This is a genomic window from Paraliobacillus salinarum, from assembly GCF_014083865.1.
GTDB classification, from domain to species: domain Bacteria; phylum Bacillota; class Bacilli; order Bacillales; family Amphibacillaceae; genus Paraliobacillus; species Paraliobacillus salinarum.
The window spans coordinates 1-25,652 of sequence record NZ_JACEFA010000001.1 but is presented as its reverse complement, the minus strand read 5'-3'; the positions used below and the strand labels follow the sequence as shown (position 1 = coordinate 25,652).

Annotated in this window: 31 protein-coding genes; 8 read left to right on the top strand and 23 right to left on the bottom strand. The window is 34.7% G+C overall.

Annotated elements, in window-relative coordinates; translation table 11 throughout:
- Window positions 1-6 precede the first annotated feature (6 nt).
- From coaD to HP569_RS00125, 7 genes are all read right to left on the bottom strand, one after another.
- Entirely contained in the window at window positions 7-486 is a 480-nt protein-coding gene (gene coaD / locus HP569_RS00155) for a pantetheine-phosphate adenylyltransferase (protein WP_182199054.1), read from the bottom strand.
- Entirely contained in the window at window positions 479-1,048 is a 570-nt protein-coding gene (rsmD, locus tag HP569_RS00150) for a 16S rRNA (guanine(966)-N(2))-methyltransferase RsmD (RefSeq protein ID WP_182199053.1), read from the bottom strand. The genes coaD and rsmD overlap by 8 nt, the downstream gene beginning before the upstream one ends.
- 278 nt (window positions 1,049-1,326) lie before the next feature.
- Window positions 1,327-1,602, bottom strand: a complete 276-nt coding sequence (locus tag HP569_RS00145; RefSeq protein WP_182199052.1) for a YlbG family protein — start codon at window positions 1,600-1,602, stop codon at window positions 1,327-1,329.
- 41 nt (window positions 1,603-1,643) lie between these two features.
- Window positions 1,644-2,084 carry a YlbF/YmcA family competence regulator gene (locus tag HP569_RS00140; RefSeq protein WP_182199597.1) on the bottom strand — a complete coding sequence of 147 codons (441 nt, stop codon included), beginning with the start codon at window positions 2,082-2,084 and terminating at the stop codon, window positions 1,644-1,646.
- Window positions 2,085-2,144: 60 nt separating this feature from the next.
- Complete coding sequence (locus tag HP569_RS00135; protein ID WP_182199051.1) at window positions 2,145-2,378, bottom strand: YlbE-like family protein; 234 nt, start codon at window positions 2,376-2,378, stop codon at window positions 2,145-2,147.
- A gap of 11 nt (window positions 2,379-2,389) precedes the next feature.
- The gene (gene ylbD, locus HP569_RS00130; protein WP_182199050.1) at window positions 2,390-2,791 is read right to left on the bottom strand and encodes a YlbD family protein; all 402 of its coding nucleotides are present in this window, start codon (window positions 2,789-2,791) and stop codon (window positions 2,390-2,392) included.
- Window positions 2,792-2,952: 161 nt separating this feature from the next.
- A complete protein-coding gene (locus HP569_RS00125; protein WP_182199049.1) occupies window positions 2,953-3,381 on the bottom strand; it encodes a CBS domain-containing protein in 429 nt (142 codons plus the stop codon).
- Between the two features lie 260 nt (window positions 3,382-3,641).
- Here HP569_RS00125 and ytvI point away from each other — a divergent pair, with 260 nt between their 5' ends.
- Complete coding sequence (gene ytvI, locus HP569_RS00120) at window positions 3,642-4,700, top strand: sporulation integral membrane protein YtvI (RefSeq protein ID WP_182199048.1); 1,059 nt, start codon at window positions 3,642-3,644, stop codon at window positions 4,698-4,700.
- 113 nt (window positions 4,701-4,813) lie between these two features.
- Here ytvI and HP569_RS00115 read toward each other — a convergent pair whose 3' ends face one another.
- The 5 genes from HP569_RS00115 to HP569_RS00095 all read right to left on the bottom strand — a co-directional run bounded on the left by HP569_RS00115 (window position 4,814) and on the right by HP569_RS00095 (window position 9,244).
- Entirely contained in the window at window positions 4,814-5,974 is a 1,161-nt protein-coding gene (locus tag HP569_RS00115; protein ID WP_246366877.1) for a GNAT family N-acetyltransferase, read from the bottom strand.
- A gap of 119 nt (window positions 5,975-6,093) precedes the next feature.
- Complete coding sequence (locus HP569_RS00110; RefSeq protein WP_182199046.1) at window positions 6,094-6,549, bottom strand: DUF420 domain-containing protein; 456 nt, start codon at window positions 6,547-6,549, stop codon at window positions 6,094-6,096.
- A gap of 28 nt (window positions 6,550-6,577) precedes the next feature.
- The gene (gene cyoE, locus HP569_RS00105) at window positions 6,578-7,516 is read right to left on the bottom strand and encodes a heme o synthase (RefSeq protein ID WP_182199045.1); all 939 of its coding nucleotides are present in this window, start codon (window positions 7,514-7,516) and stop codon (window positions 6,578-6,580) included.
- Window positions 7,517-7,690: 174 nt separating this feature from the next.
- Window positions 7,691-8,872: a putative lipid II flippase FtsW gene (gene ftsW, locus HP569_RS00100; protein WP_425501782.1), complete on the bottom strand. Its 1,182-nt coding sequence runs from the start codon at window positions 8,870-8,872 to the stop codon at window positions 7,691-7,693.
- Between the two features lie 90 nt (window positions 8,873-8,962).
- Entirely contained in the window at window positions 8,963-9,244 is a 282-nt protein-coding gene (locus HP569_RS00095; protein ID WP_182199043.1) for an Fpa/YlaN family protein, read from the bottom strand.
- A 191-nt stretch (window positions 9,245-9,435) separates the two neighbouring features.
- On the opposite strand from HP569_RS00095, the gene HP569_RS00090 reads away from it, so the two are divergent.
- The gene (locus HP569_RS00090) at window positions 9,436-10,038 is read left to right on the top strand and encodes a YhcN/YlaJ family sporulation lipoprotein (RefSeq protein WP_182199042.1); all 603 of its coding nucleotides are present in this window, start codon (window positions 9,436-9,438) and stop codon (window positions 10,036-10,038) included.
- 11 nt (window positions 10,039-10,049) lie between these two features.
- On the opposite strand, the gene HP569_RS00085 is transcribed toward HP569_RS00090, so the two are convergent.
- Window positions 10,050-10,295, bottom strand: a complete 246-nt coding sequence (locus tag HP569_RS00085; protein ID WP_182199637.1) for a hypothetical protein — start codon at window positions 10,293-10,295, stop codon at window positions 10,050-10,052.
- A gap of 156 nt (window positions 10,296-10,451) precedes the next feature.
- Here HP569_RS00085 and HP569_RS00080 point away from each other — a divergent pair, with 156 nt between their 5' ends.
- The gene (locus tag HP569_RS00080; protein WP_182199041.1) at window positions 10,452-10,655 is read left to right on the top strand and encodes a YlaI family protein; all 204 of its coding nucleotides are present in this window, start codon (window positions 10,452-10,454) and stop codon (window positions 10,653-10,655) included.
- 116 nt (window positions 10,656-10,771) lie between these two features.
- Here HP569_RS00080 and HP569_RS00075 read toward each other — a convergent pair whose 3' ends face one another.
- Window positions 10,772-11,575, bottom strand: a complete 804-nt coding sequence (locus HP569_RS00075; RefSeq protein WP_182199040.1) for an inositol monophosphatase family protein — start codon at window positions 11,573-11,575, stop codon at window positions 10,772-10,774.
- Between the two features lie 182 nt (window positions 11,576-11,757).
- Between HP569_RS00075 and HP569_RS00070 the strand changes: the two genes are divergently transcribed.
- Window positions 11,758-12,375 (top strand): YktB family protein, encoded by a 618-nt coding sequence (locus HP569_RS00070; protein WP_182199039.1) that lies wholly within the window; start codon window positions 11,758-11,760, stop codon window positions 12,373-12,375.
- Between the two features lie 54 nt (window positions 12,376-12,429).
- Here HP569_RS00070 and HP569_RS00065 read toward each other — a convergent pair whose 3' ends face one another.
- Window positions 12,430-12,699: a UPF0223 family protein gene (locus HP569_RS00065; RefSeq protein ID WP_182199038.1), complete on the bottom strand. Its 270-nt coding sequence runs from the start codon at window positions 12,697-12,699 to the stop codon at window positions 12,430-12,432.
- Window positions 12,700-12,802: 103 nt separating this feature from the next.
- Between HP569_RS00065 and HP569_RS00060 the strand changes: the two genes are divergently transcribed.
- Window positions 12,803-14,272, top strand: coding sequence for an aminotransferase class I/II-fold pyridoxal phosphate-dependent enzyme (locus HP569_RS00060; protein WP_182199037.1), 1,470 nt, complete (start codon window positions 12,803-12,805; stop codon window positions 14,270-14,272).
- A 47-nt stretch (window positions 14,273-14,319) separates the two neighbouring features.
- Here the strand turns inward: HP569_RS00060 and HP569_RS00055 are convergent, their stop codons facing one another.
- From HP569_RS00055 to HP569_RS00030, 6 genes are all read right to left on the bottom strand, one after another.
- Window positions 14,320-15,210 carry a polysaccharide deacetylase family protein gene (locus tag HP569_RS00055; RefSeq protein ID WP_182199036.1) on the bottom strand — a complete coding sequence of 297 codons (891 nt, stop codon included), beginning with the start codon at window positions 15,208-15,210 and terminating at the stop codon, window positions 14,320-14,322.
- 174 nt (window positions 15,211-15,384) lie between these two features.
- Window positions 15,385-16,794 carry a dihydrolipoyl dehydrogenase gene (gene lpdA, locus HP569_RS00050; protein WP_182199035.1) on the bottom strand — a complete coding sequence of 470 codons (1,410 nt, stop codon included), beginning with the start codon at window positions 16,792-16,794 and terminating at the stop codon, window positions 15,385-15,387.
- A 4-nt stretch (window positions 16,795-16,798) separates the two neighbouring features.
- Window positions 16,799-18,391: a dihydrolipoyllysine-residue acetyltransferase gene (locus HP569_RS00045; protein ID WP_182199034.1), complete on the bottom strand. Its 1,593-nt coding sequence runs from the start codon at window positions 18,389-18,391 to the stop codon at window positions 16,799-16,801.
- Between the two features lie 27 nt (window positions 18,392-18,418).
- Window positions 18,419-19,396 (bottom strand): alpha-ketoacid dehydrogenase subunit beta, encoded by a 978-nt coding sequence (locus HP569_RS00040; protein ID WP_182199033.1) that lies wholly within the window; start codon window positions 19,394-19,396, stop codon window positions 18,419-18,421.
- Window positions 19,397-19,399: 3 nt separating this feature from the next.
- The gene (gene pdhA / locus HP569_RS00035; RefSeq protein ID WP_182199032.1) at window positions 19,400-20,482 is read right to left on the bottom strand and encodes a pyruvate dehydrogenase (acetyl-transferring) E1 component subunit alpha; all 1,083 of its coding nucleotides are present in this window, start codon (window positions 20,480-20,482) and stop codon (window positions 19,400-19,402) included.
- Between the two features lie 376 nt (window positions 20,483-20,858).
- Window positions 20,859-21,512 carry a YkyA family protein gene (locus HP569_RS00030; RefSeq protein ID WP_246366853.1) on the bottom strand — a complete coding sequence of 218 codons (654 nt, stop codon included), beginning with the start codon at window positions 21,510-21,512 and terminating at the stop codon, window positions 20,859-20,861.
- Between the two features lie 180 nt (window positions 21,513-21,692).
- Here HP569_RS00030 and def point away from each other — a divergent pair, with 180 nt between their 5' ends.
- The 3 genes from def (at window position 21,693) to rnjA (ending at window position 24,600) form a co-directional block, all read left to right on the top strand.
- Window positions 21,693-22,250 carry a peptide deformylase gene (def, locus tag HP569_RS00025; protein ID WP_182199031.1) on the top strand — a complete coding sequence of 186 codons (558 nt, stop codon included), beginning with the start codon at window positions 21,693-21,695 and terminating at the stop codon, window positions 22,248-22,250.
- 469 nt (window positions 22,251-22,719) lie between these two features.
- Entirely contained in the window at window positions 22,720-22,929 is a 210-nt protein-coding gene (locus tag HP569_RS00020) for a DNA-dependent RNA polymerase subunit epsilon (RefSeq protein WP_182199030.1), read from the top strand.
- A 3-nt stretch (window positions 22,930-22,932) separates the two neighbouring features.
- Window positions 22,933-24,600 (top strand): ribonuclease J1, encoded by a 1,668-nt coding sequence (rnjA, locus tag HP569_RS00015; RefSeq protein WP_182199029.1) that lies wholly within the window; start codon window positions 22,933-22,935, stop codon window positions 24,598-24,600.
- A gap of 48 nt (window positions 24,601-24,648) precedes the next feature.
- Here rnjA and HP569_RS00010 read toward each other — a convergent pair whose 3' ends face one another.
- Both HP569_RS00010 and HP569_RS00005 read right to left on the bottom strand, forming a co-directional pair.
- Window positions 24,649-25,320, bottom strand: a complete 672-nt coding sequence (locus HP569_RS00010; protein ID WP_182199028.1) for a potassium channel family protein — start codon at window positions 25,318-25,320, stop codon at window positions 24,649-24,651.
- 135 nt (window positions 25,321-25,455) lie between these two features.
- Window positions 25,456-25,652 (bottom strand): IS3 family transposase (locus HP569_RS00005; protein ID WP_182199027.1); only part of this gene is annotated, 197 nt, incomplete at its 5' end.

The following is a 25,652-nucleotide window of genomic DNA, read 5'->3' as shown; positions in this document are numbered from 1 at the left end:
TATAAATTACTTATACTTTTCTTTCAAGGCATCTTCAACTACTTTGGGAACTAAATCAGATACGTTGGCCTTGTATTTAGCTACCTCTTTAACCATACTAGAACTTAAAAAAGAATACTGATTGTTCGTCATAATAAAAAATGTTTCAACTTCTTCATTTAATTTGCGGTTCATGGATGTAATTTGTAATTCATATTCAAAGTCACTTACAGCTCGAAGACCACGTACAATTGCTTGAGCTTTTTTTTCTCTTGCGTAATCCATTAATAGACCACTATGAGAGTCAACAGAAACATTAGGTATCGTAGCTGTTGCTTCTCGTAACAAGGCAACCCTTTCTTCAACAGTAAAAAGTGGTGCTTTCGATTGGTTGTTAAATACCGCTACAATGATGTGATCAAAAACTTTTGCAGCTCTTTGTATGATGTCTAAATGACCAAAGGTAACTGGGTCAAAACTTCCCGGACATATTGCGATTCTATTCACCAGAATCATCTCCTAACTGATATAAGGTAATAGCTGTCTCACTACCATAGACTTCTGATTTTATTTTATGAAGTTTCTCAATATGATTCGGGAGAGTATCCCTTCCACCATGTTCGCAGACAACAATTGAATTTTCATTACATAAATTATAATTACTTATTTGCTTTAGCAATTTCTCATAAGACACTTTTTTATACGGTGGGTCTAAAAAAATAATATTAAATATCAGTTCCCTCTTACTCGCCGCTTTTAATGCCCGAAAAGCATCTGTACGATACACTTCTACTTTGCTTTCTATGTCTAGTTTTTTAATATTTGAATAGATCGTTTGAATAGCTTTTGATTGTTGATCTACAAATATACCTTGTCCCATTCCTCTACTAATCGCTTCAATACCCAAGGCTCCACTTCCAGCAAATAAATCTAGAAATAGTCCACCATCAAAAAACGGACCAATCATTTGAAACAATGCTTCTTTTACCTTGTCTGTTGTCGGTCGAGTTAATTTATTTGGCACAGCATCAATACGATGACCTTTATATAGCCCTGCAACCACCCTCATAAGCGTCACCTCTTCATTTCTTTTATTCGAATTCTATCCTACCACAATTTTTATTATTGAGAAATATTATTTCCTAGGTATAGATCTAGTATTATCGTCCATACTAATTTAGTGAGGTAGCTAATCAATGCTTTGGTTACTTCTTGAAGACGGAGAAGACTTACGTTTCCCCATAAGTTCTTCCTCCGGTTTCTCCTCTCCCTTTGCCTTTTTAGTTTTCTATTATACAGAAACTAAAAAGGGCCTGCAGATAATTTATCTGCAGGCTTTTTTTAAAATTAAATACCCATTTTATAATCATACTCTTTTGCCTTATCTTTTTGAGCGTTTTCAAATTCCGTTTTCACAAAAGGCTTAGCCGACTGATCAACTCTTGAGACAAAGGGGAGCTTTTCTAATTTAATTGACTTATCATTTACTTCCTCTTGATTAACATAAATAACAGCATATTTAAGATTTTTTGATACATAAATTAAATGTCCGTAACGCTTGATTTGTTTAACATTTTTCATATGTTGAAACCAAACAACTAAACCTTGTCTATTTGTACGCATATTTGATCCTCACTTGCAGTCATAATTTTATAAAACATTAGTTATGAAGCTTGACAACCACAACTACCACCAGAGCCACAGCCGCAACTGCTGTCCGTTAACAGTGCTCCATCTTTAGGTACTTTTACTTGATCACTTATACTATGTGCGATACAACTACTTACCTCATCAAGTAATGTTTGAATGTTTCGTTCTGCAACTTTAAAAGCGGCTACACAATCATTCATATCCATTTCGCGCTTTGTTTGTCTAATCTCTTTCATTATTTTACTGTAGTCTGGATGATAGCGACCAAACCGTTGTACTTCTTCATATTGTTCTTTTTTATCATTAAAATGCTTAATCAGCATTTGTGCTTCTACATCATTCGCAAGTATTTCTTTCGCTTCAATATATTCATTCATCACATCAGACGAAATGATCATTTGCCCGATTTGTTCCGAACGATCTAATATATCTACAATTTCAGTTGTTGCCAACATCATTGCTCACCTCCATAACCATATCATATCAATAATATGTCAAAAAAAAAAGTGCAAGCACTAATCTTTCATTGTACTTGCCATCTGAAGAAACATTCCTAATAACTGCATTTGTTCAGATATGCGTTCTACTCGTTGTGGAATCGTTCTACCTTGATATAGTTTAGCTTGCTTTTCCATTTCTGATAAAGCCATTGGATTCTTTGATAATTCGCGATACCATGATGGATCATGTCTTAGGTGATAGAGTAAATTTGAATCATTTCTAATTTGTTGATAGATTGACGGGTCCATTCAATCAACTCCTAATCATAATAATGCTGAAATGGATGCCTATTCTGAAACTGTTTCGTTTTGGTAGGCATTTGTTTTTTTACATCTTGAAATTGTCCAATTAAAGATTGAATATTTGTAATTGCTCCATTTAGCTGATTGATGTGTCCTTCAACTTTATTTAAATCTATTTTGTCTACTATGTCAGTCATTTGCTTCATCCATTGTTTATTTGATTTAGAGTCAGTTTTTTTAGAATCAGTTGATTTATCTACTTGCTTATAACTTTCCCAACTAGGATCATCTTCTCCTAACAAAACCCATTGTTCATAAAAATCTTGCCACTTCTTATTTCCATTTCTAACTTCTTTTATTGTACCTGGATATCGCTTTATAAATGTCTTAAATTGCTCAACCTCTTGTTCATTCCTCATAAGGGCTACACCTCACATACCCACGTTATATATATTAGTATATGTATACACTAGTCACGCGTGCTTCTTTAACGCATCAATAAACACTAGCTTCATTATCAAATTTGAAATAAATAAGACGCTCTGTCTTACACAGACAAAGCGCCTTTCGTATTTGCTTATTAATGTAACTGGTCTTGTTCAGATATTTCCTCTAATGCTTGACCCGCCGCCTCATTTGATTGCTTTTCTAAAGCTAAGTCAGCTAGAGCAACCATTCCAATTAATTTATTTCCTTGAACAACTGGTAATCGTCGAACTTGATGTTCCGCCATCAATTCAGCCGCCTCTTGGACACTTGTATGTGATTCAACAGCAACTAAATGATCACTCATTACTTCATTAATTTTTGTTGTTCCTGGCTTATCCTTTGCATAACCACGTAGCACTAAATCTCTGTCTGTAACCATCCCTATTAATTCATGGGGATCCTTACATATTGGAATAGCACCGACATTTTTTTCCGCCATATGTTGGGCGCATTTTACTAATGTGTCATCTGGGGTACAATAGGTTAAGTCTGTTGACATTATTTCTTTTATTGATTGCATTTTTGTTCCTCCTTTAATCATTCCGCTTAGACTTAAATATGAATAGGTCTAATCCATTCACTGTCTTATTATGACCTTATAGGTGAAAATCTTTCATAATCAGCCAAAGTATTTTAAAATAATATAAACTGTGACATTGGATCCGTTCATGTTATAATTTTATTTAGAATCTAGCCTATTCAAAAGCTGGTCTTCATGCTATATTCTGTTTATACATATTTACAACATTTTTTCGTTTTCGAAAGGAGTTCCATAATTAAGTGTTCCGTTACCTAACTAAACGTCATTGGCTATATATTTTTTTAGCCGCAATATTACTACTTATCGGGTACTTTATCCTACCTATTTCTTTACCATTAATTCTCGCTTTTTTGACAGCATTATGCTTAAACCCAATTATTCGTTGGTTACAATTTCGATTTAAACTAAACAGAAAAGTTTCTGTTATAATCGTTTTTTTAATTTTCGTTTTGATCGCTGGTGTTTTAGGTACTTATGTTGTAGCAAGTGTTGTCACACACATCGTCAACTTTGTTGAAAATGCACCAACATATATTAATCAGATCATGGATAAATTTGGTGAATGGCAAACACAAATAGAAAATCTGATGAAAGATTTACCTGCAGAATTTATTAAAGAAATTAGAGATGGTATAGCAAATAACATAAATGATTTTAGTGATACGATAAAATCTCAGCTACAGGTTGAGAAAATTGCTGGAATGGTAGCTGCGATTCCAGAGTATCTAGTCAGCTTATTAGTATACCTTATCTCATTATTCTTATTTATGATTGAATTGCCAATGTTAAAAGCTACATCATATCAATATTTAACAGAAGCAACTGCTGAGAAAGTTCGTTTTATGAATGCAAGATTATCTTATGTTGTTCTCGGCTTTTTGAAAGCACAATTTCTTGTTAGTATTATCATTTTCATTGTTACATTAATTGGTTTATTGCTTATTGCCCCACAATATGCGATCATCATGTCATTAATTATTTGGGCAATTGATTTCATCCCAATTATCGGCTCTATAGCTATTTTGGCGCCATGGTCGTTATATATGTTTATTACGGGCGACGTCGTTATGGGAACTAAATTAGCAATACTCGCGATTATCTTATTAGCAATACGAAGAACTGTAGAACCTAAAGTAATGGGCCAACATATTGGCTTATCACCATTAGCAACGTTAATCGCAATGTATATTGGTTTACAATTGCTTGGGTTTTTAGGTTTTATTATCGGCCCATTAGTCGTTATTGGCTTTAATTCCGCTAAAGAAGCCGGTATTATTAAATGGAACTTTAAATTGTAACTATTCCTCCAAGATAAAGTGAATCTAATAAATGAAACTGCCGACACTCGTATTGAGGTCGGCAGTTTATGCTTTAAGAAGAAAATATATTTCATTCTTACAACTAGAAAATTTTAAAAATAATCTAATAAATGTGTCTCGTTAACAGCAGTTATATCGTTCCATTTTACTGTTTTCTCCTCCACTTGAATTACACCAAAACGATGCAAGTTTTCTAATGATTCACTTCCTAACAACAACGCTGTTAATCCGTTAATATCCATTGCAAACGTAATGTCTCCATCAATTGCATGGTCAACCTTTTCGACATGTTTACAATGATTTTCTTGAATAGTTACTAACCAGTTTCCACTATTCCATGGAGCATGTATATCTTCTACTTGAAAAGCAATCTGTACGTTTTCTTCCACCGTAAAATAAGGATAGTCTTTTATAAATGCTGCAAAATCAATAATACGCGTCATAAAATATGCTTTTTTAGTCAATGGGATTCGTGGATTATCTAAGTAAAATGCGATCGATTGATTTGGCTGTCCTATTAAGGTTATTGTATCAATCATTGAATCATGATTTTTAACCCATTGAAGCAACGCTCTACAAGCATCAGTAGATTGGTAAACCATTTCTTCTACCCGTAAATGAGAATCATTAATATTTGCAATTAAATAACCTAGTGCTTCTCCCGCTTCATTATAGTAGAGAATAATGGTATCTTTATCAGAAATAACACGTTTGCGCCACCACCAATCATCGCGATCCATCATTAAACTATATTCTGATGCTGTGGCTTCATATAATTTTTTTATTGTATCTTTTTCTCTTTCGAATGTGACTCGTTTACAATTTCCTGTTGAATGGTATGTTGCAATATCATTTGGGGTCAGATCATATCTGTATGTGTAATTTGTAACTTCATATCCAAACTTCCGATAGAATTTAATTAAAAACGGATGAAGCATAGACAGTGAATAGCCTCGTTCTTTCATTTCAACAAAAGATTGCTTTAATAAGTGATTAATGTGACCGGCCCGGCGAAACTCAGGCCAAGTAGCAACACCAGCTATACCACCAAAAGAGAACTTTTCATCACCCATAAAAAGTGTTAAAGGTAAAATATGTAGCTTAGCCGCTAATTGCTCACCAATAAAAGAACCAAAATTGATTTGTCGCTCCTCCATTGCTGCTTTCTTTTCAAGTTTCTCTTCTTCTGTCAGCGTATACTTGAATGCATATTCACCTAGAGATAGTACTTGATCATATTCATTTGCTTCTATCTGCCTAACTACATTATTCTTAATTATTCACACATCCCTTCCAGTATATTAAGCGTACAACTTAATATTTATTTATATATATAATAAAAGAGCTGTCTAAAATAGACAACTCTAATCATTTAGAAACCTAATATTGCTTTAATCATACTAGTCGTTTCTCCACCCTCAAAAAATATATAAAGTAATAGATACACCATTACACCTGTAATCGATGTAAAGAACCAAATAACACTTGTAATCGGACCTATTTTGCGATGTTTTTTAATATTTCGTTTAAAGGCTAAAACAAGTGTAGTAATTCCAAAAATCGCTCCAATTGTAGCTAAATTAATATGGAAAATCAAGAATATTGTATAATATATTTTCAAATCTTCTGGCCCACCAAAACTTGTATTTCCCACAAAAATGGTACGCGATGCATAAATAATAAAAAAGGCCAATGCACTAATTGCTGCAGCAATCATAACCTTCTTATGCGCTTTATATTTCTTTTTTACAACTAGCCTCCAGCCAATTCCAACTAAAATGGCACTTAATACAATTAATGCTGTGCTAATCGTAGGTAATAGTGGCATCTTTCCCTCTCCATTCTATCCATTACACTTAAATAATTGAAGGTAATGTAATTATAATCATACTAATAAACATAATCATTAAATAAAACAATGAGTAAACAAAAACTTTATTTGCCCACTTAAGTGTGTCCTGTTTCTTAATTCCTTTTAAACTCAAGGCCAACCAACCTATATTTAATCCATTTGCTATTAAAAAGAAAATTAGTCCTAATTCGTAAAGAAAAAATGGAATCGGAAACAAGCAAATGATATAAAAAATTATTTGGCGTTTGGTTACATCGAATCCATACACTACAGGAAGCATTGGGATGTTTGCAGCTTGGTATTCCTCTTTTTTCTTAATTGCCAATGCCAAGAAATGTGGTGTTTGCCAAACAAACACAAGTCCAAATAATGCAAATGCCATAATTGACAAGTCTGGATCAACAGCCGCCCAACCAATTAAAGGTGGTACAGCTCCTGACAAACTTCCAACTGCAGTATTTAATGTATATCGACGTTTTGACCACATTGTATACAATACAACATAAGCAAACCAACCAATAAAACCAATCAATCCTGCCTGCCATGAAATCACAAATAAAAACACTGTACCTAAAATAGACAATATAATTCCCAACCATAAAATAACGGATAATGAGATTGTTCCCGTAACAGTAGGACGTTTTTGTGTGCGAATCATCACTGGATCTATATCGCGATCATAATAGTTATTTAATACACTACCTCCAGCTATTACTAAAGCACTCCCTATGATCATTAAAATTAATTCTGACCAATAATCCGACAATTGTAGTTGTTTTTGATATAGCGCGACTAGAAATCCTGCCAAAGCAGTCATCACATTCGATTGAATAATACCTGTTTTTAGCAAAGCTTTTAAATCAGCTTTAAAATTGGTTTTATTTACAGATTGACCAACAGCATTAGTCAGTGATTCAGTATTAGTTGAATCATAATTTTGCATTTTGTTATCACAGCCATTCCTATTATTGTATAACGTTTTACAGACCCTATCATATTTTAAGCAAAGTTGAAGCTATTTTTCAAGTTATTTAAACTTTTAGGTAAAAAAACTTAAAACAAACGCCAACACGGCAGCGTTAGCGTTTGGATTTAAACTATATAACATTTCTTTATCTTATCGGATTTGCACACGACGCATGTTAGTAGGTTTCTCATCAGTTTGAAATGATCGATTATCTAAGTTGGGTTCTAAGTTGTTTTTCTTCACATGTCTAGCTATATTATTTAGAATCCCCATCGAAATCATTAACACAAGTAAAGATGAGCCACCATAACTTACAAAGGGCAAGGTTACTCCAGTAATTGGCAACAAACCACTTATAGCACCTAAATTAATAAAGGCTTGTACACCAACCATCGATGAAATACCTATTGCTAATAACGATCCAAACGTATCTTGACATTTCTTCGCTATGTACAAACCTCGTAAAACAATGATTGCTAATAATGATAAAACAAGAGCTACACCAATAAAACCAAGCTCTTCCGCAACCACTGCCATAATAAAGTCATTATGTGCCTCTGTTAAATAACCAAGCTTCTGAATACTGTTTCCGAGTCCTAAACCATCTAACCCACCCGTACCAATAGCTAAATACGATTGAATTAATTGGTAACCACTATCTTCTGCATCTAAAAACGGTTGATACGCCCCTGAAAACCTGGATAAACGCTCATCATCAAGCATATTCGCACTAGCTAGAATAATAACTCCGATCCCTGTAGCTATTAATAAAGATAGATGTCTGAACTTTATCCCCGCGCTAAAGATCACACTACATGCAATCAAAAATATTATTGCAGCTGTACCAATATCTGGTTGGAGTGTAATTAAACCGAGTAATATTCCTGTCATGACCAAAGGGGGCAATACTGCTGTACCAAAGCTTGAAATGTAATGCTGTTTTTTTGAATAGACTGATGCTAAATACATAATTAACCCAAGCTTTACAAACTCAGCTGGCTGAATGGTGAATCCACCTATGAAAAGCCAGGATTTGGCACCTTTTATTGGATCTTCGAATAAGACCACAATAAGCATAATAATCAAAATACCAACTATAAATTTCATTAACTTTTGATAATGACGATAATTAAAAAATATACAGAAAATAAATAAAACTAATCCAATGATAAACCATTGAAGTTGCTTCATCATAAAGAAATTTGGTGGATTCCCATCTTTCACAGAAATAACCATGCTTGCACTGTAAATCATTACAATACCGAATAAAGTTAGCATAATTGGTGCAAAGATAAGGATAAAGTCAAAGGTTTTCCATCTCTGTTTCATCACTTATTTCCCCTTCAATATCGTGTTTTGAAATAAAAAAACCTTGCCGATCACATGGCAAAGGCTTTTATCTATCGATAGTTACCCACTTGTTCAAGTTTGTTGAGCAGCTTCATGTAATAAATTTAGTTGTCTTTCTAAACTTCCCAATAGCTGTTTTCCTTCTTCTTCTGAGACTAAATTTAATCGCACTGCAAAATCTATTTCCCTTGATAAACCGAACATTTGTGTATCTAATACTTCCTCATATAATGGACATTGAGGCATCGTAAGATTATCCATTTGAACCTTAATCAATTTAAGTATCTTTTCAGCATCCGCCTTAAGAAGGGCATAGGCTTTTTCTGTATTACTTTCAGCCACATTAGGTATCAAATTAATTCCCCTCCGTTATACAACTTTCTTCTTTCTATATTAGCGTTAAAAATAAAAAAATGCAAGATGAGAGAAAATATTCAATACAAGAATTAACTATTGATTATGCTCTATTGTCGACCTATGCATAAGTTTTCATTTTTGATGAAAAATAAACGTAAACTCGATAAAAAGTTTGGGGGTTATCTAAAATGCAAAAAGTAATTTTGTTCATAAGTTTTATCCTTCTACTAACGGCTTGTCAATCAAATGAAGAACAGTCACTAGTAGATCAAGAATCAGATGATAAGGTGTTACAAGTCAAAAATTCAGATCCATCTAAAGAGCAAGAGAATTTGACCAATCAACAAATAGCAAAACACCTTGCAAGTGTAGCTAACCGAGTACCTGATGTAAATAGTGCAACAGCAGTAATTGCAGGACCTTATGCAGTTGTTGGAATTGATGTAAATAAAGAACTTGATCGCTCAAGAGTAGGTACAATCAAATATGCGGTAACAGAAGCACTTCATGATGATCCATACGGAAAGACTGCGGTCATCATTGCTGACGCAGATGGTATAGAAAGAATCAAGAATATGGCTAAAGGTTTCCAAGAAGGGCATCCTGTGGAGAATATTGTAGAAGAATTATCAGCTATAGTTGGGCGTTACATGCCAGAAACGCCACCAAAGAATACTAATACAAATGAAACAGATCAGAATAAAGACAATATTTCTAACAAAGAAAAAAAAGAGCTAGAAAAAATTCAAGAAGAACAATCAAATCATCATATGAATAAAAACAGGGAATAGGATATTTCTTCCTATCCCCTGTTTTTTAAATGATTATAGTATTCTACACCGAATTGTGATCCTTCATCAACCATCTTTGCGTTCTCTATGTTATCCAACTCTGGAACACCTGCTTCTTCAATTGGAAAGGATTCTTTCTGTTTCATCGAATCAAGCCATTTCTTCACTGTAGTCATCCCTTTATCACGAGTTTCTTTATTCATAACATAATAAAGAATTACACTACCTAACACAACAAATAGAATATTTTTACGCATACTTATCATCCTCTCATGTTATTGCTATAAATTATTTTTCCCTTAAAAAACTAATTCAAACTAATGAATGTTATCTGTTAACTATTTCGCCTATAGGCTGGACTGTGATAAACTAATAAATAGAAAATCTTCATCACAAGAAATAGAGGTGTAAAGATGAAAGTAAAATGTCCAATTTGCGATAAAGTAGATAATATAGATCCTGATTCACCATTAGCTAAAAAATTACGAAATAGAAGAAAGCACTTATATCTTTGCCCTTCTTGTTCAGAAAGAATTGGTGAAAACACAAAAAGAAGACATGAAACAGGGGACTTCAAATTATTTGAGCAACCCCAAAAAGAGGATCCTTATATTTGACATGATAAGAAATAAGCAAAAAAGGGTATCAACTATTTAGAGTTAGCGAAAAAATCATCTAACTTTAAGTGTTGGTACCCTTGCTCTTATTCATGGCCTATCTTTTCATCGAATTCTTACTTTAACTCAATATAATTATTGATAATTTCATCTTTTAGAAACGGATTCCCTGAAAATGATGTATTTTCACCGAAAAAATCAAGTGGTGAACCATCAATTTGTGTTATAACACCACCGACTTCTTCTATTAGTATTGCGCCAGCTGCGAAATCCCACGGAGATAATCTCATAGATATGTATGCATCTAATGTGCCATCTGCTACTCCAGCGAATTCCAATGCACCAGAACCATAGGAGCGCGTACCTCTAACCGTTTTCACTAATTCTTGGATTTTTGTATGATTTAAACGTTTATTTTCACAGCACAGCGAGCTATTCACTAAAAGAATACTCTCTTCTATCGCTACATGATCTTTCAATGGAGATAATTGTGTTTTATTTCGAAACGCGCCTTCTCCTCTTTTTACATGATAAAGTACGTCTTCCATTACACTATAAATTAAACCAATCTCACCAACTCCATCTTGATAAATTGCTAATGAAATAGCGAAATTACGCTTCTGATGGACGAAATTCATTGTTCCATCGATAGGGTCCAGTATCCAAACCGTTCCTTCTAAAGTAGATAAATCGTCCCCAAATCCCTCTTCAGATATGATCTTATGAGATGGATGGTTCAATTTAATTTTATCAACAAAAAACTTTTCAGACTCTCGATCCATTTCAGTTACTAAATCATTTGCATCAGATTTAGTATCAATCTGTAACTTTTTATCTAGACTCGCTCTAATCAATTCCCCTGCTTCAACCACCCAACTTTTTGCTTCTTCATATAACTTATTACGCTCTACTTTATCCAAAAATATCCCTCCATCATATTAGCAAAACCAACATCGCTTTTCCTTAATACTTCTTAGCATTCACTTTGTTACCGAAAAATCGGTGATTATGTTATAGTAAAATCATATCTTTTCTTTATTATTGTACAATACATCCACATATTAAAAAAGTAGATTCACTTATCCAGAAAGGGGCTAACGCAATGCAATTACAAGGATTTGAAAAACAGGATTTTGATACATTTCACATAGACGGACTTGATGAAAGAATGAAAGCAATTCAAGAAAGAATTCAACCGAAATTTAAAGCGATTGGTACAGAACTAACGGATCACCTCTCTGTAACACTAGGACAAGAAATGTTTTTACATATTGCTAAACATGCACGTCGATCTGTTAACCCACCAAACGATACATGGCTTGCAGTCTGTGACAACAAACGCGGCTACAAGAAACATCCACATTTTCAATTAGGCCTTTTCGATGATCACTTGTTCATTTGGCTAGCATTTATTTATGAACTACCTGGAAAAGATAAAATCGCAACTACTTTCTTATCTGACATAGACGAACTTCACCAATTACCAGAATCGTTCGTTGTTTCATTAGATCATATGAAAAAAGATGCTATGTCTATCAATGACCTGACAGAAGATCACCTTAATCGTGTACGTTCAGTAAAAAAAGCAGAATTACTAATTGGAAAACATCTTTCTAAAGAAGAAGCAATCAAGCTAGACACAGATCAGTTTATTAATGAGGTAAAGGAAACACTTGATACATTAGTCCCTCTTTATAAAAAAGCATTAGACGTTTTATAGTATAAATCTAAAGTCACGAGGCGTGAATAAAAGCGCTTCGGGACTTTTTTAATATTAATTTATTTTAATCTTTTCTGATTCTGATTCCTTAGCTTGTTTAATCGTACGATAAATCGAATATCCAGTACTTTGTTCAAAATGCTTGCCTATTTGTTTTTCTTCACTCTTTGATGGTACAATCTGCTTGAAGCGACGATACGCTGTTATTAACTCGTCACGTTTGATACTTTGTTCATTTGCCTTTTCAATGATAGATAAAAAATTAACTACATCAATTACCTCATCTGTTGACCATGACTCATTTATCGGATAACTATAATTCATTTCATACTTCCTTTCTTATAGAAACTTAGCTAGTATTTTAGTTTATTATTTGCTATAATTTTTTTGTTTTCTAACTTTAATTGTATAAAGAGGAGCACAGATTATGCAAGATCAAAATCAAACACCATTATTTTCAGGGTTACAAGCGCACGCCAATAACAATCCAATCCCCTTTCATATTCCTGGACACAAAAAAGGACGTGGGATGGAAGAACAGTTCAGAAATTTCATCGGTGAAAATGCATTGTCTATTGATTTAATTAACATAAACCCACTAGATGACTTGCATCATCCTAGTGGAATAATAAAAGAAGCCCAAGATTTAGCTGCCGAGGCGTTCGGTGCTGATTACACCTTTTTTTCGGTGCAAGGAACGAGCGGTGCAATTATGGCAATGGTGATGAGTGTGTGTGGCCCCGGAGATAAAATTATTGTCCCTAGAAACATCCACAAATCAGTTACAACCGCACTTATTTTCGCAGGAGCCATCCCAATTTTCATTCATCCTGAATTAGACAATCAATTAGGTATTGCACATGGTATTACACCAGAATCTGTTGAACGCGCAATTAAAGCACATCCAGATGCAAAAGGTGTATTTGTTATTAATCCTACCTATTTTGGTATTGCTGCAGACCTTAAGCGAATTGTATCCATTTCACACGCCCATGACATACCTGTATTAGTAGATGAAGCGCATGGCATACACATTCACTTTCATGATGCACTTCCTATATCAGCAATGCAGGCAGGAGCTGACCTAGCTGCTACTAGCGTACACAAGCTTGGAGGATCATTAACCCAAAGCTCCGTTCTTAACATGAAAAAAGGACTTGTTTCTCAAGAAAAGGTCCAAACCATTTTGTCCATGCTTACAACGACATCAACTTCTTATATTTTATTAGCTTCTCTAGATGTTGCAAGAAAACAATTAGCTGTTTCAGGTAAAAAATTAATTTCAAAAGTAATTGATCTTGCAGCTGAGACTAGGATGGCAATTAATCAGATTCCGCACCTATACTCTCCAGGAGATGAAATAATAGGAACAACAGCAACCTTTGATTTTGATCCAACGAAAGTAATTATTTCAGTGAAAAAACTGGGTATCACGGGATATGACGTAGAAAAATGGTTAAGAGCTAATTATAATATAGAAGTAGAATTATCTGATATGTACAATATTCTCTGTATTATTACACCTGGTGATACTTCTTTTGAAACAAACAAATTAGTTGAAGCACTGCGTCATCTTTCTAGTATTTATCAAGCTAAAGCGAGTAACAAAGAAATAGAAGTGACAATACCACTAATTCCTAAACTGAGTATGTCACCAAGAGATGCTTTCTATTCACAAGCAGAAACGATCTTTTTAAAGGATTCCGCGGGTAGAATTAGTGCAGAATCTATTATGGTTTACCCTCCAGGTATTCCAATCTTTATCCCTGGTGAAATTATAACAGAGGATAATTTAGCATATATCGAAAAGAACGTTCGAACCGGTTTGCCTGTTCAAGGACTAGAAGATGAATCATTACAAACCATTCGTGTTATCAAAGAAATGAAACCTTTTTAATATCAATATTTAAACCGAGCTGTAATAAGCTCGGTTTTATTTTGGATTTATTCTATCGTTTTAATTGCACGAGGATCTACCATGGTATATCCTTTATCTCTTAATCCGGTAACAATATCAGCCAACGCAGCATTTGTCCATTCTCGATCATGCATTAACAAGTTCGCGCCAGGTTTTAGAAGAGAATAAGGAACATCTACTTCAGGACCCTCGCCAGAAATCATTGCCTGCTTTATTTTTTCGGCGTCTTGGTAAGGAGCAAAATAATCATAACCATATGTCCAATTCATTAAAACCATTTTTTCTTCTTCTACAAGTTGTCTAGAAAAATCTGTGTTGGCTCCATGTGGTGCTCTGAAAAATTTTGGTCGCTCACCAATAATTTCTTCTATTTTATCGCTTAATTCAACAATTTCTTGACGTTGTGTTTGTTCATCCACCTTAGTTAAATTTTCATGTGTCATCGTATGATTACCAATAACAAATCCCATTTCATGAATCTTTTTTAAAGTTTCTTTTTGTTCATCTGAATTTAAAAAATGACCATTTACAAAAAAGATTGCATTTGCATCTAAGTCTTTTAACGTACTAGCCATCTCTAACGCATGTTTATCTGGCGCGTCATCAATCGTTAATAAGACTACTTTTTCATCAGCGTCATTGATTGGAATAACTGATGAATCAACTGGATGAATTTCATATTCTACATCCACTTGTTTTGCTACTTCTTCCTCTTGCTCTTCTTGCTCTTTGTCTTCATCTGCTTCATTGTTTGTTCCTTCTTCATGAACAGACTCATTGTCATTATCGGTTTCTTCTGTATCGTTTTCTTTCTGATTAGTAGTGTCATTTTCCGCTTCATTATTACTACATGCAGAGACAACAAAAACCGTAGCTATAACGATTAACATGCTAAGTAACAAGTTTTTATGTTTCATATGTAATCCTCCTGTTGTTTATGTATACTCCCTATTATACGACAAACAGCTTCAAATATCTGCAATATTAGCCAATTTATTATAGAAAACCAACATATTTTTCATTGCTAATTTAATTATAATAAGACATGTAAAAAAGCTTACACTTATTCAAAAGTGTAAGCTTTTTGTTGTTTATTTTACAATATGGATTGGAGTTCCCATAGCCACTTCTGCAGCTTCCATTGTAATTTCACCTAATGTTGGGTGAGCATGAATAGTTAAAGCTAAATCTTCAGCAGTCATGCCTGTTTCAATTGCTAATCCTAACTCAGAGATCATGTCACTAGCATTTGCACCAGCAATTTGTCCTCCAAGTACTAAACCATCCTCTTTGCGTGTAACAAGTTTAACAAATCCATCTCCACTACCTAATGATAAAGCACGACCATTAGCAGCGAATGGGAATTTAGCGGTTTTGACATCAAATCCTGCATCTTTTGCACCTTGCTCAGTGTAACCAACAGTCGCCAATTCTGGTTCAGAGAATACAACAGCTGGAATGCCATTATAATCAATTTCTGTTTTCTCCCCAGCAATAACTTCTGCTGCAATCTTGCCTTCATAAGATGCTTTGTGAGCAAGAGGAGCACCAGGTACAATATCACCAATAGCATAAATATTATCTATATTAGTACGACATTGCTTATCAATTTTAATTAAACCTTTGTCGTCCATTTCTACACCTAAAGACTCTAGGCCGATTTCAGAAGTGTTAGGATAACGACCTACTGTAACTAGTACATAATCCGCTTCGATTATTTCTTCTTTTCCTTTAGCTTCATAGGTAACTTTTACACCATTATCAGTTTCTTCAGAGCTTTTCGCCATTGCTTCAGTAACAATCGTAACATTTTTCTTTTTCAAGTTACGTTTAACTAAAGATGACATTTGGCTTTCAAATCCACCTAGAATATCTTTCGCTCCTTCAAGAATTGTTACTTCTGTACCGAAGTTTGCATATGCAGTACCTAATTCTGTACCTACATAGCCACCACCGATAACAACCATTTTCTTAGGAATTTCTTTTAGATTCAATGCACCTGTAGAATCTAGGATGCGATCAGAAAATTTGAAGCTAGGAATTTCAATAGGTGTAGATCCTGTTGCAATGATACAATTTTTAAATGTATAACTTTGAGAATTCTTCTCATCCATTACACGTACTGTATTCTTATCTACAAAATAAACTTCACCTTTAACAATATCTACTTTATTTCCTTTTAATAAGCCTTCAACACCACTTGTTAACTTGTTTACAACGCTTGATTTCCATTCTTGCACTTTAGAGAAATCAACTGAAACATTCTCAGCAGTAATACCCATCTCAGCAGCTCCGTGCGCTTCCTCATAACGGTGTCCTGCTTGGATCAACGCTTTAGAAGGAATACAACCAACGTTTAAACAAACGCCACCTAAAGCACCTTTGTCAACAATGGTAACTTTTTGTCCTGTTTGTGCAGCACGAATGGCAGCAACATAGCCACCAGGTCCGGCTCCAACTACTAGTGTATCTAATTCAATTGGAAAATCGCCTACTACCATAACTCTACGCCTCCATCATAATTAATTGTGGATCGTTTAACAAACGCTTCACTTGATTTAATGCCATTTGAGCTGTAGCTCCATCAACGATACGGTGATCGAAGCTTAATGACAATGCTAATACTGGAGCAACAACAATTTCACCGTCTTTTACTACAGGTTTTTCTGCAATACGACCAATACCTAAGATTGCTGCTTCTGGATAATTAATTACTGGAGTAAACCATTGTCCACCAGCTGAACCAATATTAGTGATTGTGCAAGAAGCACCTTTCATCTCATTAGGCCCAAGTTTACCGCTTTTCGCTTTTCCAGCTAATTCATTAATTTCTTGAGAGATCGCAAAGATTGATTTCTTATCTGCATCTTTTACGACAGGTACAAGTAACCCTTTATCTGTATCAGCCGCAATTCCAATATTATAATAATGCTTGTAAACAATCTCATCTGTATCATCATCGATAGAAGCATTGATAATTGGGTAATTTTTCAATGCAGAAACAAGTGCTTTTACAACATACGGTAAATAAGTTAACTTGATTTCTTTTTCAGCAGCAACTGGCTTGAATTTCTTACGATGAGCTACTAATTCTGTTACATCAATTTCATCATGCAAGGTAACGTGTGGTGCCTTATGCTTAGAATTAACCATTGCATTTGCAATTGATTTACGAATACCAGACATTTTTTCGCGCGTTTCAGGTAAATCACCAGTAGCAGCAACTTGTTGTGACTTAGTTGCTTTTTCTTCCTTAATAACTGTTGCACCTTTATCAGAAGAAGCAGGCTCTTGTGTAGCTTGTTGATCACCATTTAAGTATGCGTCAATATCAGCTTTTACAATACGACCATTCTTTCCGCTACCTGTAACTTCAGAAATGTTAACATCTTTATCACGCGCATATTTACGAACAGAAGGCATTGCAATAATACGTTGGTTCGGATTTGCTTTTTCTTGTTTCGCAGCTTTTGGAGCTGATTTTTCAGCAGACTTTTCTTCTTTTGCAGGAGCTTCTTCAACAGCACCTTCATAACCAACTGCGTCAATTGTAATGATTGTTTGACCGACAGTTGCTACTGAACCTTCTTCAAAATGCACTTCTTTTACAGTTCCTTCTACTGGAGAAGGAATTTCTACTACTGCTTTATCATTTTGCACTTCACAAAGTACATCATCTTCTTTAATTTCTTCTCCGGCTTTAACAAACCATTTTACGATTTCACCTTCGTGAATTCCTTCACCAATATCAGGTAATTTAAATTCATATGCACCAGTATTGCTATCGCTATTTTCAGTCCCTTTTGTTTCTGTCTCAGAAGAAGCAGATTCTGAATCATCACTTGATTCATTTTCATATCCCTCTGCATCAATCGTAATGATTGTTTGACCGACAGTTGCTACTGAACCTTCTTCAAAATGCACTTCTTTTACAGTTCCTTCTACTGGAGAAGGAATTTCTACTACTGCTTTATCATTTTGCACTTCACAAAGTACATCATCTTCTTTAATTTCTTCTCCGGCTTTAACAAACCATTTTACAATTTCACCTTCGTGAATTCCTTCACCGATATCAGGCAATTTAAATTCAAATGCCATCGTTATTGCCTCCCGTCATAATTTCAATTAAAAGTTAATTACTTTATTTACTTTTTCAATGATATCGTTGTAATTCGGCAACCAAACTTCTTCTGCTTGTGTAAACGCATATACTGTATCTGGAGCAGCAACGCGAAGAACAGGAGCTTCTAAATGCAGAATTGCACGTTCTTGAATTTCTGTAACGATTTGAGCAGCCATACCTGCTTGTCGTTGTGCCTCTTGTACAACTACAACACGATTTGTTTTTTCTACTGATTTAATGATTGTTTCAATATCTAATGGCATTACAGTACGAAGGTCAATTACCTCTGCTTGAATGCCTTCTTTTTCTAATTCCTCAGCAGCTTTCATAGATGCTTGAACCATTGCACCATATGCAACTAATGTAACGTCTGTACCTTCACGTTTTACATTAGCTTTACCTAATTCAATGGTATAAGCTTCTTCAGGAACTTCTTCACGGAATGAACGATAAAGTTTCATGTGCTCTAAATATACAACTGGATCATTATCACGAATAGATGAAATCAACAATCCTTTTGCATCGTATGGATTTGAAGGAATAACTACTTTCATACCTGGTTGTTGTGCAATTAATCCTTCAAGCGAATCAGCATGTAATTCTGGTGTGTGAACACCGCCACCAAATGGTGAACGAATTGTGATTGGCGCATTCATTGTATTACCTGTACGATAACGTAAACGTGCCATTTGTCCATTAACTGCATCCATTGCTTCATAGATAAAACCAAAGAACTGAATTTCAGGAACTGGACGGAAACCTTGTGTAGCTAAACCGACAGCAATTCCTGCTATACCGGATTCAGCAAGCGGAGTATCAAACACTCTATCTTCCCCGAATTCTTGTTGTAAACCTTCTGTTGCACGGAATACACCACCGTTTTGGCCAACATCTTCACCAAAAACTAATACGTTCTCGTCATTTTTTAACTCTGTGCGTAAAGCATCAGTAATTGCTTGGATCATTGTCATTTGAGCCATGATTTACTTCGACTCCTTTGCTTTATATTCTTCCAATTGTTCCTCTAAGTGAGCAGGAAGTACTTCATACATATTTTCAATTAACTCAGAAACTTTTTGTTTTGGTTGTCCGTCTGCTTTTTTGATTGCAGCTTTGATTTCTTCTTTTGCTTTTTCGATCACTTCATTTTCTTGCTCTTCTGACCATAAACCTTTATTTTCTAAGAATTTACGGAAACGAACGATCGGATCTTTCTTTTCCCACTCACTATCTAGATCTTCTGTACGGTAACGAGTTGGGTCATCACCAGCCATTGTATGTGGTCCATAACGGTAAGTTAATGTTTCAATTAAAGTAGGTCCTTCGCCATTAACCGCACGTTCACGAGCATCCTTCGTCGCAGCATAGACAGCTAACACGTCCATACCATCAACTTGAATACCTTCAATACCAGCTGCAACTGCTTTTTGTGCTAGAGTTTGAGCAGCAGTCTGTTTTTCAACAGGAACAGAAATTGCAAATCGGTTATTTTGCACAACAAAAATTGCAGGAGCTTTGTAAGCACCAGCAAAGTTAATTCCTTCATAGAAATCACCTTGAGATGTTCCGCCATCACCTGTATATGTTATAGCAACTGATTTTTTGCCGCGTTTTTTCATTCCCATCGCAACACCAGCCGCTTGTGTATACTGCGCACCAATGATAATTTGTGGGCTTAATGCGTTTACACCTTCTGGCATTTGATTACCATGGTAATGTCCTCTTGAGAATAAAAATGCTTGATAAAGAGGAAGACCATGCCAAATCAATTGTGGTACATCTCGGTATGCTGGTAAAATGAAGTCCTCTTTTTCCAATGCAAATTGTGTACCTAATTGTGATGCCTCTTGACCAGCTGTAGGCGCATAAAAACCTAATCTCCCTTGACGATTCAAAGCAATTGAACGCTGATCTAATATTCTCGTATAAACCATTCTCGTCATTAATTCTTTTAACTCATCATCCGAAAGTTCAGGCATCAATTCTTCATTAACAATCTCGCCTTCTTCATTCAGAACCTGAAACGTTTCAAACTGACTCTCAATATTTTCAAGTGTACGTTTCAAAAGATTCACCTCTTCCTTCCTTATATCTTTTTTATTTTGTGTATTGTTTTTACAAAATTCGCAAAAACATTGAATAGAATTGTACTTACCCATACAATACCCTATTGTAACTTTTTTTAATCTTGTTTTCTTGATATGTAGAAACTGTTACATAGACAAATCGCATTTCTATTAGTACAATTTCAATTCTTTTATAAGTTTAGCTCATTATAGTATTCCGGTCAAACACTTTGCACAATATAAATAAAATTTCTAAACAAAAAAGTTTAACATCAGTTAATTCACCATTCTGTACTATAAGATATTCCAAATCTGTACTATAAACATATAAAAAAACCGATCCGCCTAGAAAATCATAGGGCGATCGGCTCTTCTCTTATTCTTCATAAGATATGTTTAAATCCGTGTTTTCGTAAAACGTTCTTTTTTTGTCATTGAATGTATTTGTTTGATCATTAAATGCATCGTTTGCTTTAGATACTTTATTGTATTGTTCGTTCACTTTATTAATCTGCTTGGATAAGGCATCTTGTTCAATGTCTTCCTGCTTTAACATCTCATATAATTCTTGATCATACTCCAATGATTTCTTGTATGCATCGTATAGTGTTGTATAAGCATCAAATCGTTTATTCATCGCTTCATTCATTTCTTTTGCGGCTTTCTTTAACTTCTCATCTTCAAGGTCCTCTATCAATGGTTCAACATTGTCGAACTCTTCTTTAGCAGCGTGAATGCTATTTTGTTCTTCCTCTAATAGTTCTTTACGCTGTTCGATAGACTCTAACGCTTTATCTGCGAGAGATTTTATTTGATCAAACTCTTCCATGCTTAATTTACTTATTTCATTGTAATAATTTTGTTCTTGCTCTTCTAGCTTTGTTAATGGTTCTTGTTGATTAACGAATTCCGCTTCAAGTGATACAGATTCTTCTAGATGCTCATACATTTTTTCTGTTGTTGACTGACCCGAGCAAGCTGAAAGCAAGATGATCAACAAGCTCATAATTCCGACTATCTTTAACTTCAACGAGTTAACCTCCCCATTACCTAATAGTATAAAAACGTGCAAACACATTTATGGAATTAGTATAACATATTATTATTTTTAACCGCACCTTTCTTTTATATAGATTCATTTTTCACCCGTTTGTTTTTAATCTGTGATAAAATATGATACAGTAAAATGCATCAAAGGAGCGTGAACGCGTTGATTACAATGAATGATATTGTCCGTGAAGGAAATCCGGTTTTAGAACAAATAGCCGAGCCAATTGAAATACCAATAAGTGATCAAGATAAAAATACACTAGAAAAAATGCTACAGTACTTAAAGAACAGTCAAGATGAAGCTATTGCTGAGGAGTACAATTTACGTCCTGGCGTTGGTCTTGCTGCACCGCAAATTGGAATTTCAAAACGAATGATAGCTGTGCATTTTGAAGACCTTGATGGACAACTCTATAGTGAGGGGCTATTTAATCCAAAAATAATGAGTCATTCCGTTGAGAAAACATTCTTATCTAATGGTGAAGGTTGTTTATCTGTTGATAGAGAAGTACCAGGTTATGTTCCTAGATACGCTAAAATTACAGTCAAAGCCTTAAATAGAAAAGGAGAACCAATCAAATGGAGGCTTCGCGGCTATGCTGCAATCGTGTTACAACATGAAATCGATCATTTAAACGGTGTTATGTTTTACGATCATATTAATAAAACAAATCCTTTCCAACCACCAGAAAATGCAAAAGCATGTGATATAGATTAAAAATTACTGATGCACGTCATCAGTTTTTATTTTGGATAAAATCGTATAAGAACTACAATCTTAGCCAAAAATAGACTAAAGTTAACGAACATACATCGGCTTTTTCTCTGACTAATGTAATATGCGTTTCTGTACAGGTTTATTTATTTTTTTTAAAACTTTTAAACGTTTCTGTTTCCAAATGAAGCATTCCATACTATACTAATAGTAATAGGGATTGGACGGTTGAATAGTTTATGCTTTTCTTTAACATGAAGAAAGGAGCTGTAATAGCTTATGTTAAAGCGATTGAAAGAAAAGCTTAGAAAACGATGGAAGAAATTGTTAGGTCAAAATCGTGTTCCAAATGCTTTTAAGAATAACTGTCGGTAAAAGCATGTTTCTTACAAATATTTGAATTCCGTAAAATTTAACACTGCTATGTGTCATATAAAAATATTTTTTTGCAATGCAATGAAGGAGAGATTAAATGATTTATAAAGTAATGTATCAAACAATATCAGATGAAATTCCTGTTCGCGAAAGAACAACTAGTCTGTATTACGAAGCAGATTCAGAAAGACAAGTTCGTAAAGAATTAGCAGCTAAAAAACTTAATATCGAGTTCATCCAGCCTTTAGATGGCGCACACCTAGCATATGAAAAACAATCAGAAGAATTTTCAGTGGAGAACGGATAATCCATGAAATTCGTAAAAAATGATCAAACAGCTGTATTTGCACTAGGTGGGCTTGGAGAAATCGGGAAAAACACATATGGTATTCAATTTCAGGATGAAATAATTCTTGTCGATGCTGGTATTAAATTTCCTGAAGACGAATTACTTGGTATTGATTATGTCATTCCAGATTACACCTATCTAGTTCAAAATCAAGATAAAATTAAAGGGCTATTCATCACTCACGGTCATGAAGACCATATCGGTGGTATCCCTTACTTATTAAGAGAAATAAACGTTCCAATATATGCTGGAAAACTTGCGCTAGGCTTAATTAAAAACAAATTAGATGAACATGGCCTCTTACGAAATGCGAAGCTGCACTCATTTCAAGAGGAAGACATTATTAAATTTAGAAAGACATCTGTTTCTTTCTTTAGAACAACACATAGCATACCAGATTCATACGGAATCGTTGTAAAAACACCTCCTGGAAATATTGTTCACACTGGTGATTTCAAATTTGATTTTACCCCTGTTGGTGAACCAGCCAATATAGCCAAAATGGCTGAAATTGGTAAAGAAGGAGTGCTTTGTTTACTATCCGATAGCACTAACAGTGAAGTTCCTGGATTCACTATGTCCGAACGCGTTGTTGGTGAAAGTATTAGTGATATTTTCAATCGTGTTGACGGAAGAGTTATTTTTGCTACTTTCGCATCTAACATTCATCGTTTGCAACAAATGGTAGAGGCGGCTGTTAAACATAACCGGAAAATAGCAGTGTTCGGAAGAAGTATGGAAGCTTCTATTTCTATCGGTCGCGAGCTAGGTTACATTAAAGCACCAGAAGATACGTTTATTGATGCGCATCAAATAAACCGACTTCCTGCAAATGAAGTAACCATTCTTTGTACAGGTTCTCAAGGTGAACCAATGGCCGCCTTATCTAGAATCGCAAATGGAACACACCGACAAATTTCAATTATTCCTAACGACACTGTTGTGTTTTCTTCTTCACCAATCCCTGGTAACACAGTTAGTGTCAGTAAAATAATTAATATGCTTTACCGTGCGGGTGCTGATGTCATCCACGGACCATTAAATGACATTCATACATCTGGACATGGTAGTCAAGAGGAACAGAAGTTAATGTTACGACTTCTTCGTCCTAAATTCTTTATGCCAATCCACGGGGAGTATCGTATGCTTAAAGAACATACGAAGCTTGCTGAAGCTTGTGATGTAGATCCGGGTAACAGCTTTATTATGGACAATGGAGATGTACTAGCTCTTGGAAAAGACAATGCTAATGTAGCCGGAAAAATACCATCTGGTGCAATTTATGTTGATGGTAGCGGAATCGGAGACATTGGAAATATAGTATTGCGCGATAGACGAATTCTTTCTGAAGAAGGCTTAGTTATTGTTGTAGTAAGCATAAATATGAAAGAATTTAGAATTGCATCCGGTCCAGATATTATTTCACGAGGGTTTGTGTATATGCGTGAATCTGAAGATCTGATCAATGAGGCACAAAAATTAGTGTCTTCTCACTTGAACAAAGTAATGGAACGCAAGACGACACAATGGTCTGAAATTAAAAATGAGATCACTGATACAATTGCTCCATTCTTATTCGAGAAAACAAAACGCCGCCCGATGATATTACCTATCATTATGGAAGTGTAATAAATAATAATAAAAAATCACCTCAGAAATATTTCTGAGGTGATTTTTTTAATCGTCAACAACAAGATTTTTTTCAAATCTTGATATATCTTTATCTGCTCCGATAACAATTAATACATCCCCTGGCTCAATTATCTCTGTCGCCATTGGAGACACATTTATTTCATTTGTTCTGCTTTGTTTAATAGCTACTACGTTACAACCATAGTTTGCTCGTATATCTAGGTCAACTAATGACTTGCCAATCATTTTCTTACCAACTTTTACTTCAACTATACTATGGTCATCTGATACTTCTAAATGATCTAATATATTACTGGAAATAATACTATGCGCAATTCGCTTCCCCATATCTCTCTCTGGGTGAACAACCTGGTCTGCACCAATTTTATTTAGCACCTTTTCGTGATAATCATTCTGTGCTTTCACGGTAATTTTATTAATACCTAATTCTTTTAGCATCAGCGTTGTTAGAATACTCGCCTGTATGTTATCACCAATTGCGACAATAACGTGATCAATATTACGTATTCCTAATTCTTTCAATACTTTTTCATCAGTAGCATCAGCAATAACAGCATGTGATGCAATATCTTTAAATTCATTTACTTTATCTTCTTCTGTGTCAATAGCAAGCACTTCCATACCTTCTTCACTTAGTTCACGACAGATACTACCACCAAAGCGCCCTAAACCAATTACGGCAAATTCACGTTTCATTACTTCATCCTCCTACTACAGCTACACATTATTTCTTAAGATAGTCTATCATACTTTTGAAAATAAAGGGAGTCTACTTAAGAAAATTAAAAAGAGCCGCCTAATGATGTGACCCCAAAAAGTTAGAGTATTATATTAAGCAGCTAATTGGCTGGTGTGAATTCGGTATTGAACTGGACTCATGCCTGCCAATTTTTGCTTTATACGCTTATTATTATAATAATTGATATGTTCCTTAATTTTATTTTTTAATTCTTCAAACGAGCACAGTGCCTCTCCGTAATACATCTCTTGTTTTAGTAAACCAAAAAAGTTCTCCATGGGCGAATTAT

Excerpts from the sequence above, each read along its gene's own strand:
- rsmD (WP_182199053.1), bottom strand. The coding sequence starts at position 1,048 with ATGAGGGTGGTTGCAGGGCTATATAAAGGTCATCGTATTGATGCTGTG.
- HP569_RS00145 (WP_182199052.1), bottom strand. The coding sequence starts at position 1,602 with ATGCGTACAAATAGACAAGGTTTAGTTGTTTGGTTTCAACATATGAAA.
- HP569_RS00140 (WP_182199597.1), bottom strand. The coding sequence starts at position 2,084 with ATGTTGGCAACAACTGAAATTGTAGATATATTAGATCGTTCGGAACAA.
- HP569_RS00135 (WP_182199051.1), bottom strand. The coding sequence starts at position 2,378 with ATGGACCCGTCAATCTATCAACAAATTAGAAATGATTCAAATTTACTC.
- ylbD (WP_182199050.1), bottom strand. The coding sequence starts at position 2,791 with ATGAGGAATGAACAAGAGGTTGAGCAATTTAAGACATTTATAAAGCGA.
- HP569_RS00125 (WP_182199049.1), bottom strand. The coding sequence starts at position 3,381 with ATGCAATCAATAAAAGAAATAATGTCAACAGACTTAACCTATTGTACC.
- HP569_RS00110 (WP_182199046.1), bottom strand. The coding sequence starts at position 6,549 with ATGCCACTATTACCTACGATTAGCACAGCATTAATTGTATTAAGTGCC.
- cyoE (WP_182199045.1), bottom strand. The coding sequence starts at position 7,516 with ATGCAAAATTATGATTCAACTAATACTGAATCACTGACTAATGCTGTT.
- HP569_RS00090 (WP_182199042.1), top strand. The coding sequence starts at position 9,436 with ATGCAAAAAGTAATTTTGTTCATAAGTTTTATCCTTCTACTAACGGCT.
- HP569_RS00085 (WP_182199637.1), bottom strand. The coding sequence starts at position 10,295 with ATGCGTAAAAATATTCTATTTGTTGTGTTAGGTAGTGTAATTCTTTAT.
- HP569_RS00080 (WP_182199041.1), top strand. The coding sequence starts at position 10,452 with ATGAAAGTAAAATGTCCAATTTGCGATAAAGTAGATAATATAGATCCT.
- HP569_RS00070 (WP_182199039.1), top strand. The coding sequence starts at position 11,758 with ATGCAATTACAAGGATTTGAAAAACAGGATTTTGATACATTTCACATA.
- HP569_RS00065 (WP_182199038.1), bottom strand. The coding sequence starts at position 12,699 with ATGAATTATAGTTATCCGATAAATGAGTCATGGTCAACAGATGAGGTA.
- HP569_RS00060 (WP_182199037.1), top strand. The coding sequence starts at position 12,803 with ATGCAAGATCAAAATCAAACACCATTATTTTCAGGGTTACAAGCGCAC.
- HP569_RS00055 (WP_182199036.1), bottom strand. The coding sequence starts at position 15,210 with ATGAAACATAAAAACTTGTTACTTAGCATGTTAATCGTTATAGCTACG.
- lpdA (WP_182199035.1), bottom strand. The coding sequence starts at position 16,794 with ATGGTAGTAGGCGATTTTCCAATTGAATTAGATACACTAGTAGTTGGA.
- HP569_RS00045 (WP_182199034.1), bottom strand. The coding sequence starts at position 18,391 with ATGGCATTTGAATTTAAATTGCCTGATATCGGTGAAGGAATTCACGAA.
- HP569_RS00040 (WP_182199033.1), bottom strand. The coding sequence starts at position 19,396 with ATGGCTCAAATGACAATGATCCAAGCAATTACTGATGCTTTACGCACA.
- HP569_RS00020 (WP_182199030.1), top strand. The coding sequence starts at position 22,720 with ATGATTTATAAAGTAATGTATCAAACAATATCAGATGAAATTCCTGTT.
- rnjA (WP_182199029.1), top strand. The coding sequence starts at position 22,933 with ATGAAATTCGTAAAAAATGATCAAACAGCTGTATTTGCACTAGGTGGG.
- HP569_RS00010 (WP_182199028.1), bottom strand. The coding sequence starts at position 25,320 with ATGAAACGTGAATTTGCCGTAATTGGTTTAGGGCGCTTTGGTGGTAGT.